Origin of the sequence: Haemophilus parainfluenzae, from assembly GCF_014931275.1 — a bacterium.
GTDB lineage: Bacteria > Pseudomonadota > Gammaproteobacteria > Enterobacterales > Pasteurellaceae > Haemophilus_D.
Genome location: NZ_CP063110.1, coordinates 495,916 through 510,118 on the forward strand (window position 1 = coordinate 495,916; position 14,203 = coordinate 510,118).

The 14,203-nt window shown below is 40.7% G+C and carries 14 protein-coding genes; 7 read left to right on the forward strand and 7 right to left on the reverse strand.

The annotated features are described in order from the left end of the window. Positions 1-42 precede the first annotated feature (42 nt). The 4 genes from pyrR to gpt all read right to left on the reverse strand — a co-directional run bounded on the left by pyrR (position 43) and on the right by gpt (position 5,943). Positions 43-582 carry a bifunctional pyr operon transcriptional regulator/uracil phosphoribosyltransferase PyrR gene (gene pyrR, locus INQ00_RS02440; protein WP_197547211.1) on the reverse strand — a complete coding sequence of 180 codons (540 nt, stop codon included), beginning with the start codon at positions 580-582 and terminating at the stop codon, positions 43-45. 78 nt (positions 583-660) lie between these two features. Next, entirely contained in the window at positions 661-4,140 is a 3,480-nt protein-coding gene (gene dnaE, locus INQ00_RS02445; protein ID WP_054420113.1) for a DNA polymerase III subunit alpha, read from the reverse strand. A 35-nt stretch (positions 4,141-4,175) separates the two neighbouring features. Continuing rightward, positions 4,176-5,405: a tetratricopeptide repeat protein gene (locus tag INQ00_RS02450; RefSeq protein WP_054420112.1), complete on the reverse strand. Its 1,230-nt coding sequence runs from the start codon at positions 5,403-5,405 to the stop codon at positions 4,176-4,178. A gap of 79 nt (positions 5,406-5,484) precedes the next feature. Continuing rightward, on the reverse strand, positions 5,485-5,943 hold the full coding sequence (gene gpt, locus INQ00_RS02455) for a xanthine phosphoribosyltransferase (RefSeq protein ID WP_049364228.1): 459 nt from the start codon (positions 5,941-5,943) through the stop codon (positions 5,485-5,487). Between the two features lie 111 nt (positions 5,944-6,054). Here gpt and INQ00_RS02460 point away from each other — a divergent pair, with 111 nt between their 5' ends. Next, positions 6,055-7,503: an aminoacyl-histidine dipeptidase gene (locus tag INQ00_RS02460; protein ID WP_197547212.1), complete on the forward strand. Its 1,449-nt coding sequence runs from the start codon at positions 6,055-6,057 to the stop codon at positions 7,501-7,503. A 52-nt stretch (positions 7,504-7,555) separates the two neighbouring features. Here the strand turns inward: INQ00_RS02460 and htpX are convergent, their stop codons facing one another. After that, complete coding sequence (htpX, locus tag INQ00_RS02465; RefSeq protein WP_197542885.1) at positions 7,556-8,407, reverse strand: protease HtpX; 852 nt, start codon at positions 8,405-8,407, stop codon at positions 7,556-7,558. A 78-nt stretch (positions 8,408-8,485) separates the two neighbouring features. Continuing rightward, positions 8,486-9,052 (reverse strand): molybdenum cofactor guanylyltransferase MobA, encoded by a 567-nt coding sequence (gene mobA, locus INQ00_RS02470; protein ID WP_197547213.1) that lies wholly within the window; start codon positions 9,050-9,052, stop codon positions 8,486-8,488. A 66-nt stretch (positions 9,053-9,118) separates the two neighbouring features. On the opposite strand from mobA, the gene INQ00_RS02475 reads away from it, so the two are divergent. From INQ00_RS02475 to INQ00_RS02500, 6 genes are all read left to right on the forward strand, one after another. Further along, positions 9,119-9,385: a YihD family protein gene (locus INQ00_RS02475; protein WP_005694923.1), complete on the forward strand. Its 267-nt coding sequence runs from the start codon at positions 9,119-9,121 to the stop codon at positions 9,383-9,385. A 9-nt stretch (positions 9,386-9,394) separates the two neighbouring features. After that, on the forward strand, positions 9,395-10,000 hold the full coding sequence (gene dsbA / locus INQ00_RS02480; RefSeq protein WP_049364231.1) for a thiol:disulfide interchange protein DsbA: 606 nt from the start codon (positions 9,395-9,397) through the stop codon (positions 9,998-10,000). Between the two features lie 53 nt (positions 10,001-10,053). Further along, the gene (locus INQ00_RS02485) at positions 10,054-10,389 is read left to right on the forward strand and encodes a MaoP family protein (protein ID WP_032804166.1); all 336 of its coding nucleotides are present in this window, start codon (positions 10,054-10,056) and stop codon (positions 10,387-10,389) included. 101 nt (positions 10,390-10,490) lie between these two features. Then, positions 10,491-11,582 carry a tRNA (uridine(54)-C5)-methyltransferase TrmA gene (trmA, locus tag INQ00_RS02490; protein ID WP_197547214.1) on the forward strand — a complete coding sequence of 364 codons (1,092 nt, stop codon included), beginning with the start codon at positions 10,491-10,493 and terminating at the stop codon, positions 11,580-11,582. After that, positions 11,564-12,331, forward strand: a complete 768-nt coding sequence (locus INQ00_RS02495; RefSeq protein ID WP_197547215.1) for a class I SAM-dependent methyltransferase — start codon at positions 11,564-11,566, stop codon at positions 12,329-12,331. Before trmA ends, INQ00_RS02495 begins: the two co-directional genes overlap by 19 nt. Next, positions 12,325-12,765 (forward strand): SoxR reducing system RseC family protein, encoded by a 441-nt coding sequence (locus INQ00_RS02500; RefSeq protein ID WP_197547216.1) that lies wholly within the window; start codon positions 12,325-12,327, stop codon positions 12,763-12,765. Before INQ00_RS02495 ends, INQ00_RS02500 begins: the two co-directional genes overlap by 7 nt. 107 nt (positions 12,766-12,872) lie before the next feature. Here the strand turns inward: INQ00_RS02500 and potE are convergent, their stop codons facing one another. Next, positions 12,873-14,189, reverse strand: coding sequence for a putrescine-ornithine antiporter (potE, locus tag INQ00_RS02505; protein ID WP_232086613.1), 1,317 nt, complete (start codon positions 14,187-14,189; stop codon positions 12,873-12,875). Positions 14,190-14,203: the final 14 nt, after the last annotated feature.

Genomic DNA, 14,203 nt, shown 5'->3' on the forward strand with positions numbered 1-14,203 from the left:
TTAGATTATCAATTTTATCAAAGGTTCACAATAGGCTGATCGTTATTTAGGCAATAATGCCACCTCATAACAACCATCATATTTTAATGTACGCACCTGAACTTGTTCATCACGGGAGGTCGGCACATTTTTACCTACATAGTCTGCCCGAATCGGTAATTCACGATGTCCACGATCGACTAAAATCACCAATTCAATTTTAGCTGCTCGACCAAAATCCGTTAACGCATCCATCGCGGCACGAATGGTTCTACCAGTGAATAACACATCATCGATCAAAATGACTTCTTTACCCTGAATATTCATATAACTGGAGGCGCCGCTATACACAGGGGTTGGATTTTCAGGTTCAACATACTCTAAGTCATCGCGGTAAAACGTGATATCCAATTCCATCATTGGAAGAGTCATACCATTCAACTCTTCAATACGACGTTGAATCAATTCTGCAATTTCTGCTCCACGACGTTTTACCCCAACTAAAATCACATTATTGAAATCTTGGTGCTTTTCAATAATTTCATGGGAAATACGTGAAATGGTGCGTAAAAATCTGTCTGCATCAATAATGATTTTTTCCATTTTATCTCTCGCTTTGTTTACATAGCCCAAGTGCGGTTAAAAAACACTGATTTTTTTGACCGCACTCTTACTGGAATATTAACCGAATTCTAGCTCTACCGCATTTTCACCGAGCAAATTCACCAATTCTGTTAGAATCTCATCCGTTGGTGTAATCGACCATTGAATCCCTAAACGCAATAACGCACGGCCTTTTGCGCTTTGATAATATACGTTAATTGGTAAAGTGCCGCCACTAACAGGTTCTAACATTTCTTTCAGTTTCTTAATAAAACTTGGGCTAATCTGCTCCTCGGACAAGCTGATGGCTAAAGATTTCGCATAACGAGAACGCGCCTCATCTAAAGTCATCAAATCCCGTACAGACATTTTTAATCCGCCTGAAAAATCGTCAAAACTTACCTGGCCAGATACCACCACAACCGTATCTTTTTGCAGTTTTTCACCGAATTGGTCTAAGCTTTCTCCAAATAGGGTTAAATCCAAACGTCCAGAACGGTCATCAATGGTTGCAATACCGATACGATTTCCTTTTTTCGTCGTCGCGAAACGAGTTGCCACCAACAAACCAGCTGCAGTGCTAATTTGCCCACGGCGGTTTGGCGTGAGATCTTTTAATCGCGTAGAACTGTAATGAGAAAGCTCTTTTAAATAACGACTTACCGGATGGCTGCTTAAATACAAACCAAGGGTTTCACGCTCACCATCTAGAATTTGTTTTTCTGTGTAAGGTGGCGTATGGGCGTAAGCATTTTCCACTTCTTCGTGTGTTTCTGTCAGCACACCGAACATATCGGTTTGCCCCATGGCCTCATCTTTTGCATGCTGATCAGAGGCTTTGAGTGCATCTTCTAGATTCTTAGATAACGCCGCACGATGTGGCCCTAACTTATCAAACGCGCCCGACATAATCAGACTTTCAAAGGTACGACGGTTAATTTTCTTCAAATCAACGCGAGCACATAAATCAAACAAATCCCTGAAAATCCCACCTTCATTACGAGCGGTAATCAGTGCATCAATCGGACCTTCACCCACCCCTTTAATGGCGCCGATACCATAAACAATCTCACCATTTTCATTCACACTGAAATGATGTTTTCCTACATTGATATCTGGTGGGGTAACTTTTAAGCCCATACGCAAACATTCATCGTACAAGCCGACGATTTTATCGGTATTATCCATTTCCGAGGTCATTACCGCTGCCATAAACTCAGCAGGGAAATGGGTTTTCAGCCAAAGGGTTTGGTAAGATACCAATGCGTAAGCAGCAGAGTGTGATTTATTGAAACCATAGCCGGCAAATTTTTCCACTAAGTCGAAAATCTTCATGGAAAGCTCGCCATCAACACCATTTTTCTCAGCACCTTCTTTAAACACAGAGCGCTGTTTCGCCATTTCTTCCGGTTTTTTCTTACCCATCGCACGACGTAATAAGTCCGCACCGCCAAGAGTATAACCCGCTAACACCTGAGCAATTTGCATGACTTGCTCTTGGTACAAAATAATACCGTAAGTTGGCTCTAAAATCGGTTTAAGGCTTTCATGTTGATAGTTTGCGTCAGGATAAGAGACTTCTTCTCGACCATGTTTACGGTCAATAAAGTTATCCACCATGCCCGATTGTAATGGACCAGGGCGGAATAATGCTACCAACGCGATAATATCTTCAAAACAGTCTGGCTGCAGGCGTTTAATCAAATCTTTCATCCCGCGCGATTCCAACTGGAATACGGCAGTCGTTTCAGATCGCTTCAGTAACTCAAAGGATTCGGGATCATCTAATGGAATAGCAGCAATATCAACTGGCGGTTTGCCTTCACGAGTAAGGCGGGCATTAATCATATCTAGTGCCCATTTGATAATGGTGAGTGTACGCAAACCTAAGAAGTCAAACTTCACTAAACCAGCATATTCCACATCGTTTTTATCGAAGTGAGTAACAGGATGAAGCCCCTCATTGTCACAATAAAGTGGTGCAAAGTCTGTAATCAAAGAAGGGGAAATCACCACTCCACCTGCGTGTTTACCCGCATTTCGCGTGACACCCTCTAGCTTACGCGCCATATCAATCAAGGCTTTGACTTCTTCATCTGAATCATATGCTGTTTGTAGTTGCGGTTCAGCCTCAAAAGCCTTGGCTAAGGTCATGCCGGGATCCGGGGGGATCATTTTCGAAATACGATCCACAAAGCCATAAGGATGGCCTAATACGCGCCCCACATCTCGAATTACCGCTTTGGCCGCCATGGTACCGAAGGTAATAATTTGTGATACGGCACCGCGACCATAGGTTTCTGCCACATGATCGATAACACGATCCCGTCCATCCATACAGAAATCCACGTCGAAATCGGGCATGGAAACACGCTCTGGATTGAGGAAACGCTCAAAAAGAAGATCGAATTCAAGGGGATCCAAATCAGTAATTTTTAGTGCATAAGCCACCAATGAACCCGCGCCAGAACCTCGTCCAGGCCCTACTGGAATATCATTGTCTTTTGACCACTGGATAAACTCCATAACGATTAAGAAGTAACCCGGGAAGCCCATTTGGTTGATCACATCGAGTTCGACTTGAAGACGCTCATCATATTCCGGTCGTCTTTCTGCCCGCACTTTTTCATCGTGGAATAAAAACGCCAACCGCTCTTCCAAACCTTCTTTGGATTTCATCACCAAATAATCTTCCGTACTCAGATCGCCTGTTGGGAATTTTGGAAGGAAATATTCGCCCAAACGCAAAGTAACATTACAGCGTTGCGCAATTAATACCGTATTTTCAAGCGCAGAAGGAATATCAGCAAATAATTGGCACATCTCTTCTTCTGAGCGAAAATATTGTTGTTCGGTATAACGTTTTGGACGTTTTGGGTCGTCGAGGGTATAGCCATCGTGAATAGCGACACGAATTTCGTGCGCCTCAAAATCATCAGGCTTAAGAAAGACAACATCATTGGTCGCCACAAGCGGTAAATCATGCGTTTCAGCAAGCTTTAATGCAGCTTGAATATAACGTTCTTCATCCGGACGACCCGTTCGGGAAAGAGAAAGGTAGAAATTGTCAGAAAAAAATTCTTGATAAAAACTGACCGCACTTTCAGCTTCAGCGCTATTTTCTTTAAGGAGTTTTTTCGCGATATCGCCTTGTGTACCACCCGATAAAACAATTACACCTTCACGGTGTTCAATTAACCATTCCTGGTCAATATAAGGCAAGTCCACATAGCCGCGTTGATAGGCTTTTGAAAGCAGTAATGTGATGTTTTTATAGCCTTCATTGTTCTTAGCAAGTAAAGTGAGCGTAAATAATTCCTCACCGCATAACTCGCTTTTAACATGAACATCTGCGCCAATGATTGGTTTAATCCCAGAAGAAAGGGTTTCACCATAAAAACGTACCACACCACAAAAATTGGTGAAATCCGTTAATGCCAACGCGACCATATTATTTGCTGCACACGCTTTGACTAATGGTTTCACTTTCGCGATTCCATCAATCATTGAAAAATCAGTGTGCGTACGAAGATGTACAAAACTCGGTTGAGTTGACATTAACAATCCCTATGTTGATAGTTAAAACGAATAAATTAAGCTTTTTTAATATCTATTTTAGCTAAGCCTGCTTTAAAAGCTAATCCATAACGTCTTGGTATTGACGCTTCAAACCTACCATTCTCTACTGTAGTTTCATAGCTGCAAACTTTAAATTCAGGCACACGAATAAAGGAATAATCAACATTGACCATAGGGGATATTTTTGAATATAACGTCCATCTTACTTTGCTCCCTTCTTCAAAAGAGGTTTTTGCATCAAAACTGCTCGCCCCCTCGCAATGCGCAATTTGGTAATCAGAATAAAACGCCCCAGGGAAAGGCTTAGCATCACAGAAATTAAATACTCTATCATGTGCGAAAACATCTTGGCGAATATAGCCCCACAACTCCTCTGCAAGAAAATCCTGATCAGCAAAATGACGAGAGTCGTAACCCTTATCAATAAAACGTTGAATTCTTGCTTCCATATCAGGAACAGCGCCGGCTTTTGCTCCCCACATCCCCGCTAAAATAAGTGCTGTATGGGAACCTGAATCACGCATCGTATGGAATGAACGACCACTTTCAATCCATTCAGCTACGGCCTCAGCTTCTCGGTGAGATACCACGGAGTCAGCATCACGGAAGATCACATACTCAGCTTCTGGATCATTAATTGCAAGGAAACGCCACATTGCACCAGGCCATTTATCCACAGGTGAAGTGACATATACTACTTCAGTACCATTATTTTTTAATCGTTGAATCGCTTCAGATGAAACTGAATCATCTACATAAAAACGGCATACCCACCCAGGGAATAACATGGGAGATACTTGTGTATTTAATATCGCCGGCTCAACATATTTAGGATTATTACCAAATAAAGAAAATGCGATAATTCGTTTACCATTTTTAGGTGCAGGAGCAGGAACCATTTCCAGTGTTGGAACGGGAATGGCTTTGTCTTTCATCTCAAGGGCTAAACTGCCATAAAAGCCTGAACGTTCCCAATTACCTATTCCGCCATAAGCATGTGCTAATAAATCTAAAGCCGGAATATATTGAGCATCTAATTCTAATGTTTTTAATTCCGCCTCAATGGCTTCTTCCCATTTTAATTCTTTCAAATAAACATAAGCAATTTTATGGGAATATTCAGGATTACTGGGATCAAGTAAATAAAGCATTTCAGCCAGCTTTAATGCTTCATCATATTCTGTATTTTCAATTGAGGAAACGTAAGATCTCTCTAGCGCTTTTTGTGCGTCGATACTATTCATAATCAAAATAAATTGGTCATAATTATTACGCCGGAACTATGAAAGCACCGGCGTAACGAAATTTTATATTAAGGTTTTATTATTTTCTTGCCAATGGTGGCACGAAAGTTAAACCTAAATCCCAAGGTTGTTCAATCCAAGTATTTTGTGGAATATCAATCACGTAATCATCCACTAACTCAGCACCTGCAGGTTTTGCGAATACCGTGACGAATTTTGCTTTTGGATACATTTCACGAATTGCACGAGCGGTATTGCCGGTATCTACCAAATCGTCTACCACGATCATTCCTTCACCATCACCATCTGCGCGGTGTAATACTTTTAATGCACCTTGTTCATCGTGATCATAACTGGCAATACACACGGTTTCTACGAAACGAATATTTAATTCGCGAGCAAGTACCGCTGCAGGGAATAAACCACCACGGCTTACTGCGATGATACCTTTCCACTGAGTGGCAGGAAGTAAACGTTCCGCTAATTTGCGGGCATGCATTTGGAACATATCCCAAGTCACAACATATTTTTCGCTCATAACAAATACCTTAAACTTTGTCGCTAAATAAAAAAATTGCGGAATTTTAACCTGAAATGGCGTTTTATGCTATGATTTCCGCAAAAATTTTAATGAAAAAAGGAGTTCATTATGTCAGAAATTACCACATTACAACCGCAATTACTTTGGAAATGGTTTGATCAAATTTGTGCGATTCCACATCCTTCTCATCACGAAGATGCGCTCGCGACCTTTATTGTCAACTGGGCGAAAGAAAAACAATTTTTTGCCGAGCGTGATGAAGCCGGTAATGTATTAATTCGTAAACCTGCCACAGCAGGTATGGAAAAAAGCCAACCTGTTGTGTTACAAGCACATTTAGATATGGTTCCGCAAGCGAATGAAGGCAATCCACATAACTTCGCTCAAGACCCAATTCGCCCTTATATTGATGGGGATTGGGTAAAAGCACAAGGTACCACACTTGGCGCAGATAACGGTATCGGTTTAGCCTCTACCTTAGCGGTATTAGAAAGTACCGATATTGCACATCCACCACTTGAAGTGTTACTCACCATGACTGAAGAAACCGGCATGGATGGTGCCGTACACCTTCGCCGTAACTGGTTAAAATCGGAAATCTTAATTAATACCGATACCGAAGAAATCGGTGAAATCTATATTGGTTGTGCTGGTGGGGTAAATGCGAATGTTGAGCTACCTGTTCACCGTGAAACCAATTCATTCAGCCATACTTTGCAAATTAACTTAAAAGGTTTACGTGGCGGTCACTCTGGTTGTGATATTCACACCACACGCGCGAATGCAATTAAAGTTTTAGCACGCTTATTAGCAAAACTCTCACAAAATCAACCGCATTTTGCCCTTGCAGAAATTCGTGGAGGCTCAATTCGTAATGCAATTCCACGTGAAGCCGCCGCAACCATTTGCTTCAATCATGATGTAGAAAGCGTAAAAAGTGCGGTAAAAAATTTTGAAGTTTTATTGAAAGAAGAGCTTGCTATCGCTGAACCAAACTTAACCTTAACCGCTGAGCTAGTTGAAAATCCACAACAAACCTTCACGCTTGAAACCACCAAAAAAGTGATTAATTTGCTGAACGTCTTACCAAATGGCGTAATCCGCAACAGTGATGTCATCAAAAATGTCGTGGAGAGCTCGTTAAGCATTGGTGTATTAAAAACCCTTGAAGATAAAATCAAAGGTACGATTCTTATTCGTTCGCTTATTGAAAGTGGTAAAGAGTATGTAGAAGAAACCTTAACTTCACTCGCTGAACTCACTGGTGCAACGGTTGAATTCTCAGGTTCTTACCCTGGTTGGAAACCGGTAAACGACACGGCAATTTTAGCCTTAATGAAAAAACATTATGCAGAAATGCTTGGCAAAGAGCCTGTTATTAAAGTGATTCATGCAGGGCTTGAATGTGGCTTATTGAAAGAACATTATCCAAATATTGATATGATTTCTGTGGGGCCAACTATTCGTAATGCGCATTCGCCTGATGAAAAAGTCCAAATTTCAACAGTACAAACTTACTGGGAATTACTCACCAAAGTCTTAGCAGACATTAAATAATCCATAAATAAAAAGGGCTAAATATTACATTTAGCCCTTTATTTTTTATCTTTTATAAATTACGTAATGCTTCGATACGTTTTTCAAGTGGAGGATGGCTCATAAAGAGTTCGCTACGTTTGCCGTTAATCATAAAGGCATTAAGTGAACCTTCCATCTCTTGCGGCTCATGAATTTGTTGTAAACGTTGCAATGCCGCAATCATTTTTTCTTTACCAACAAGTTGTGCAGAACCTGCATCTGCACGGTATTCACGATAGCGTGAGAACCACATCGCGATAATGCTCGCTAAAATACCAAACAAGATTTCTAACACCATTGAGACTAAGAAGTAAATGCCTGAACTACGACTTTCTTCATCGCCATTACGAGAACTTGCCACCACATTAGCAATCACACGAGATAAGAAAATTACAAAGGTATTCAATACGCCTTGTAATAAAGTCATGGTCACCATATCACCGTTCGCGATGTGTGAGACCTCGTGAGCCAATACCGCTTCAGCTTCTTCTTCCGTCATGGAGTTTAATAAACCGGTACTAATCGCTACTAAAGAATTATTTTTAGTCGCACCTGTAGCAAAAGCATTCGCATCATTAGAATGGTAAATCGCCACATCTGGCATTGGGATGCCTGCTTGTTGTGCTTGACGGCGTACAGTTTCTACTAACCAACGCTCAGCTTGATTACGTGGTTCAGTAATCACTTCCGCACCCACAGAGCGCAATGCCATGGTTTTTGATAAGAATAATGAAATTAATGATCCGGCAAAACCGAAAAGCATCGCCATAATTAAAATGCCACCTGTACTATTTCCTGCAATACCGGTCACATTTAAAATAATCCCTAACACAAGCATCACAGCAAAGTTAGTGGCTAAAAATAAAAGGATTCGCATCATAATAAAGTTCCTCAATAAAATAGAAAGTAAACACTGCAATAATGGAGAATTTTTTACAAAATTCAAGGTTAAACAAATAATTTATTGTAAATCTTCTAAGGTATTACAATTTACAAATCGTCCTTCTTGTTCGTCAAATTGGACAGCAACCGCGCCATTTTTGTTCATAAATTGTAATAAACGACGTTCACCCTCGTTTAAATAGGCGCGTAACTTCTCTTTAAGCTGAACGGACATTAAACAAAATGTCGGGTGTTCACGCTCTTTATCTTTTGCATAAGCCATTAAAGTGCGGTCATTTTTAACCGCACTTTTTAGTTTTTCTAATAAGTTTTGTGGAAAATACGGGCTATCGCAGGGCACAAAAAGCACAAAATCCGTTTTAGCTTGTTCGAGTGCTGTTAACATACCGCTCAATGGTCCCTGAAAATCAGGCAATTCATCTGAAAATACAGGAAACCCCCATTGTGCATATTCCGCATGGTGACGATTAGCATTAATTGAAATATCAACCACTTGAGGTTGTAAGCGATCAATCACATGGCTAATTAATGGTTTATTTTGTAAAAGCTGCAAGCCTTTATCCGCACCATTCATCCTCCGCGCTTTTCCTCCCGCCAAAATAACCGCACTTATTGTGTATTTCATATTTTCTTATTGCCTTATTTGAAGTATGATCTAGCCTTATTTTTCTCCATTTAAAAGGAAATAGCAATGAAATGTAAGCGTTTAAATGAAGTATTGGAACTTTTACAACCTTATTGGTCTAAAGACCCAGATCTGAGCTTGTTACAAATTTTGCAAAAAATTGCTGATGAAGCAGGTTTTGATAAACCCGTAGCAGAATTATCTGATGAAGTAATTATTTATCATTTAAAAATGCACGGCACAGATAAACTTGAGCCAATCCCTGGCATCAAAAAAGATTATGAAGAAGATTTTAAAACCGCATTGTTAAAAGCACGCGGAATTATTAAATAAGGAAAACAAATGAAAAAAGTTTTATTTTTACTCGGTGCTTTATTTTCATTTAATGCATTCGCAGCCAACCTAGAAGAAGGCAAACAATACGTTCAAGTAAGTCAAACGGCTTCTGCACAACCAGAAGTGATTGAATTTTTCTCTTTCTACTGCCCACATTGTTATGCCTTTGAAATGGAATACCACATTCCAAAACAAGTTGCTGAAGGCTTACCACAAGGCACTGAATTTAAACAATATCACGTTAACTTCTTAGGTCGTCAATCTGAAAACCTCACTCGTGCATGGGCATTAGCGATGGCTCTTGGTGCAGAAAGCAAAGTGAAAGCACCTTTATTCGAAGCCGCACAGCAAGATAAATTAAGCTCAATGGACGATATTCGCAAAATCTTCATTGATAACGGGGTTACAGCTGAACAATTTGATAACAACATCAACAGCTTTGCTGTAAACGGTTTAGTGAATAAGCAAGTAAATGCAGCGGAACAGTTTCAAGTACGTGGCGTACCTGATTTCTATGTCAATGGCAAATACCGTGTAAACCCTGAAGGCTTAAATTACGACGATTTCGTCAAAGATTATGTAGAAACCGTGAAAGGTTTATTGCAAAAATAAAAAAAAATTGGTTTAATGCCTGCCGTTTTTAAATATAAAGAAGAGAGATGATTATGGCTGCTAGTTTCAGTGTTACTCGTCGTTTTTTTGACGACAAAAACTACCCACGCGGATTTTCCCGTCACGGTGATTATACAATCAAAGAATCCCAAGTGTTAGAGCAATATGGTCAAGCGTTTAAAGCATTAGATTCAGGCGAGCGCAAGCCAGCGACAAAAGAAGAAAAAGAATTTGTTGCTTTTTGCCGTGGTGAACGTGCACCGGAAACTTTCTTCGAAAAAACGTGGAATAAATATCGTACTCGCATTAACACAACAAAACGTGTTTACACCTTATCAGGTGATGTGAGCGAAGCGGCTTCTGGCGGCGAAGATTATTCTGGCGAATAATACATTTTAAAAGGCAGGCAGAAGCTTGCCTTTTGCTTTTTTACTCAATCCCCATGCTTGCCAAGGGCTGTGGGATATTTATCATTCAAACGTAAACATCAATGCAACTACCCATTTCCCAATATACCGAACTCCTGCAAAAAAAGACTGAAAAGCTGACCGCACTTTTACAGCCCTTTAACGCCCCAGAAATAGCCGTGTTTGATTCGCCGACTAGCCATTATCGGATGCGTGCAGAATTTCGTATTTGGCATGATAAAGGCGATTTTTATCACATCATGTTTGATCAAAGTACCTTACAACGCTATCGAGTGGATGAGTTCCCGATTGCCAGCGAACTGATCAATCGCATGATGAAAACCTTACTGCCATTGTTAAAAATGCAGGAAGTATTACATAAAAAACTGTTCCAAATTGATTATTTGAGCACGCTCAGCAATAAGATTATTGTAAGCCTGCTTTACCACAAGCAACTTACGGAAGAATGGCAAAGCGCTGCTACACGCTTAAAAGAAGAATTACAACAACTTGGTTTTGATGTGCAGCTGATTGGTCGAGCGAGTAAACAAAAAATCTGTTTAGAGCAGGATTTTGTCGATGAAGTGTTACCGGTGAAAGGGCGTAATTATGTTTATCGCCAAGTGGAAAACAGCTTTACTCAGCCTAATGCAGCGGTGAATTGCAAGATGTTGGAATGGGCGATTGATTGCACTCAAGGTTCTCAAGGCGATTTATTAGAGCTGTATTGTGGCAACGGCAATTTCTCTATCGCCCTTGCACAAAACTTCCGCAAAGTCCTTGCTACCGAAATCGCCAAGCCATCCGTTGCTGCCGCACAATTTAATATTGCGGAAAATGGTATAGATAATCTACAAATTATCCGTATGTCAGCAGAAGAGTTTACTCAAGCAATGAACGGCGTACGTGAGTTTAATCGCTTAAAAGGCATTGATTTAAAAGCCTATCAATGCAATACGATTTTTGTGGATCCACCACGAGCAGGGCTTGACCCTGACACGGTAAAACTGGTGCAGAATTACGATCGTATTTTGTATATTTCCTGCAATCCTCATACCCTTTGTGAGAATTTGCAAACCCTAAGCCAAACCCACCGCATTGAAAAAGCGGCGCTGTTTGATCAATTCCCTTACACAGATCATATGGAAAGCGGCGTATGGCTGGTGAGAAAATAAAAATTCAACTGCTTGCCGAAGCGGGAACATTGTCAGAATTGACCGCACTTTGTTCCCCTTTTGGTATCGAGCATTGTACTGAAAGTCCGCTTGCATTGGTGCGAACCGAAACCCACCTTACCCTGCGTAAACTGGATGAGCCTAAATTGGGCGATGTGTTTGTGGATTTCGTAGTTGGTGCAATGGCCCATCGTCGTAAATTTGGCGGTGGACGTGGTGAAGCTATTGCCAAAGCTGTAGGCATTAAAGGCGCAGAATTGCTGAGCGTGATTGATGCCACAGCCGGACTTGGTCGAGATGCCTTTGTTCTAGCTTCTATCGGTTGCCAAGTGCGTTTAGTAGAACGTCATCCTGTAGTATATTTGCTATTGCAGGATGGTCTCAACCGCGCCTATCAGGATACAGAAATAGGCGAAATGATGCAACAAAATATGCGCTTACTAGATGTTCATCATATTGCCGAACTCAATCCACAAACCGAGAGTGCCGATGTGGTGTATTTGGATCCAATGTATCCGCACAAACAAAAATCAGCCCTAGTTAAAAAAGAAATGCGTGTATTCCAACATTTGGTTGGTGCCGATTTGGATGCCGATGAGCTCTTGACACCTGCGTTACAATTAGCCCGTAAACGTGTGGTGGTAAAACGTCCTGATTATGCGGAATTTTTAGCGCAAAAAGCGCCCCATGTTAGTCGTGAAACCAAAAATCACCGCTTTGATATTTATATGGGAGAAGCGCAATGCTAAAAGAAAGTGCAATTGTGATGAGCTATGATGCGAAAACAGGTCTTGCTAAAGTGAAATGTCAATCACAAAGCGCCTGTGGAGCTTGTTCAGCTAGAGAAGCCTGTGGAACAGCTTCCCTTTCTGAGCTTAACGGAAAACGAGGCGAACATATCTTCACGCTAGAAACCATCACGCCACTCCGTGCAGGCCAAATGGTAGAAATCGGTCTAGAAGAAAAATCCATGTTATTTTCTGCATTGTTAATGTATATCGTGCCGCTTTTCACTCTATTGGTTGCAACATTGCTTTCTAGCTATATCAGTGAAAATGAGATCATCCGTGCGATTTTAATCTTTATGTTGACCGCACTTTCCTTTGTGATGGTTAAACGTTACACCCTAAAACTCGGCCAACAAACGGAATTTCAGCCTGTTTTGTTGAGAGTGTTGTCCTAAATAAAAAGAGCGGTTGAAAACAATTAAATTTTCAACCGCTCTTTTATACTTTAAGCTTATTACTACTCGAAAGAGCCTACATGAAGATGTAGGCTTTTCTTTTTTAATTAAGCTTGAGATTTTTTAAGGTCAAATTTGTAAGAAACAAAACCATACAATGTCCAACCGATAAAGGTCACAATTGAACCGTATAACATCGCTTGTTCACCTGCAGCATAAAGCGCATAGATACTATAGACTGAACCAATAAAGGCAACAAGAACAGTTTTTTTGTGTTTTTGTTGAGGAGCATTTTCAGTTTTCAGCAATACGTCAAGTGCAGCCATTGAGAGCAAGTATGGAATAACGTTTGTTACTACCGCGAGGTCCACCAGCACATTGAATTGTTTATTTAATGATGGGCTGATTGTCATTAATGATAGTAATGTTTGTAACGCAGTGATAGTTACCATACCAACGATTGGTGCATCTTTGCTAGTAACTTTTTTGAAGAATGCTGGGAAATAACCTTCTTCCGCTGAAGATTTGAATACTTGAGCAATAGTGAACTGCCAACCTAATAATGAACCGAAACAAGACATCACCATTAAGCCCATGATGACTTTACCGATTGTTTCATCAAACATATGAGCAAAGGCTAAACCGAACGGTGCAGTTGAGTTAGCAAGTTCAAGGTTAGGAACAATACCTGCGATCACGTTAGTTGAAACGATATAAATTACTGCCGCACCTAAAGTACCACCAAGTACCGCAATTGGTACGTTTTTCTCTGGATTTTCAACCGCATCAGAGTTCGCACAAGCAGACTCTAACCCTAAGAATGCCCATAATGTCATTGAAATAGATACACCGATCGCTTCAAAAGTAGGCACATTGTGTGGGTTCCAAGAATTTACATACATTGAACCATCAAACCATTTCCAACCGATGATTGAAATACCCACCACAGGAATAATTACACCCCAAATGGTGAATGAACTGATGTTACCCGTAATTCTTGCGCCACCGAAGTTAAGAACAGTCGCAAGCCAAAGAGTGAAGATCGTCCATAATGCGATAGAAAGTGGAGAAAGGGTTGCACCGAGGAACTCTGAACCATAACCAACAGCAGAAATCGCAATCGCAGTATTCGCAATAACTAACGACACACCATAAGTATAGTTTGCCATGAAGTTACCCGCTTTACCGAAAGAGTATTCAGCATAGCCACCCATACCACCAGATTTTCTACTAAACATACCGCATTGTGCGAATGCATAAGCTAAGGCTGTTGAACCAACTGCGGTTACAAGCCAAGAAACGATAGAAATAGTCCCAATTTCGGCTAATTTGGTCGGTAACATAATGATACCTGAACCCATCATATTAACCATAGTCAGAATGGTGAGTTGAACCACACCAATTTTATTACTTTTAGCACTCATAATTTATACTCCTT

What these genes read in the sequence shown, in the direction of transcription:
- trmA (WP_197547214.1), top strand. Translation starts at nt 10,491, where the DNA reads ATGCAACTACCCATTTCCCAATATACCGAACTCCTGCAAAAAAAGACT.
- INQ00_RS02500 (WP_197547216.1), top strand. Translation starts at nt 12,325, where the DNA reads ATGCTAAAAGAAAGTGCAATTGTGATGAGCTATGATGCGAAAACAGGT.
- dnaE (WP_054420113.1), bottom strand. Translation starts at nt 4,140, where the DNA reads ATGTCAACTCAACCGAGTTTTGTACATCTTCGTACGCACACTGATTTT.
- INQ00_RS02495 (WP_197547215.1), top strand. Translation starts at nt 11,564, where the DNA reads ATGGCTGGTGAGAAAATAAAAATTCAACTGCTTGCCGAAGCGGGAACA.
- INQ00_RS02485 (WP_032804166.1), top strand. Translation starts at nt 10,054, where the DNA reads ATGGCTGCTAGTTTCAGTGTTACTCGTCGTTTTTTTGACGACAAAAAC.
- INQ00_RS02450 (WP_054420112.1), bottom strand. Translation starts at nt 5,405, where the DNA reads ATGAATAGTATCGACGCACAAAAAGCGCTAGAGAGATCTTACGTTTCC.
- pyrR (WP_197547211.1), bottom strand. Translation starts at nt 582, where the DNA reads ATGGAAAAAATCATTATTGATGCAGACAGATTTTTACGCACCATTTCA.
- mobA (WP_197547213.1), bottom strand. Translation starts at nt 9,052, where the DNA reads ATGAAATACACAATAAGTGCGGTTATTTTGGCGGGAGGAAAAGCGCGG.
- dsbA (WP_049364231.1), top strand. Translation starts at nt 9,395, where the DNA reads ATGAAAAAAGTTTTATTTTTACTCGGTGCTTTATTTTCATTTAATGCA.
- gpt (WP_049364228.1), bottom strand. Translation starts at nt 5,943, where the DNA reads ATGAGCGAAAAATATGTTGTGACTTGGGATATGTTCCAAATGCATGCC.
- INQ00_RS02460 (WP_197547212.1), top strand. Translation starts at nt 6,055, where the DNA reads ATGTCAGAAATTACCACATTACAACCGCAATTACTTTGGAAATGGTTT.
- INQ00_RS02475 (WP_005694923.1), top strand. Translation starts at nt 9,119, where the DNA reads ATGAAATGTAAGCGTTTAAATGAAGTATTGGAACTTTTACAACCTTAT.
- potE (WP_232086613.1), bottom strand. Translation starts at nt 14,189, where the DNA reads ATGAGTGCTAAAAGTAATAAAATTGGTGTGGTTCAACTCACCATTCTG.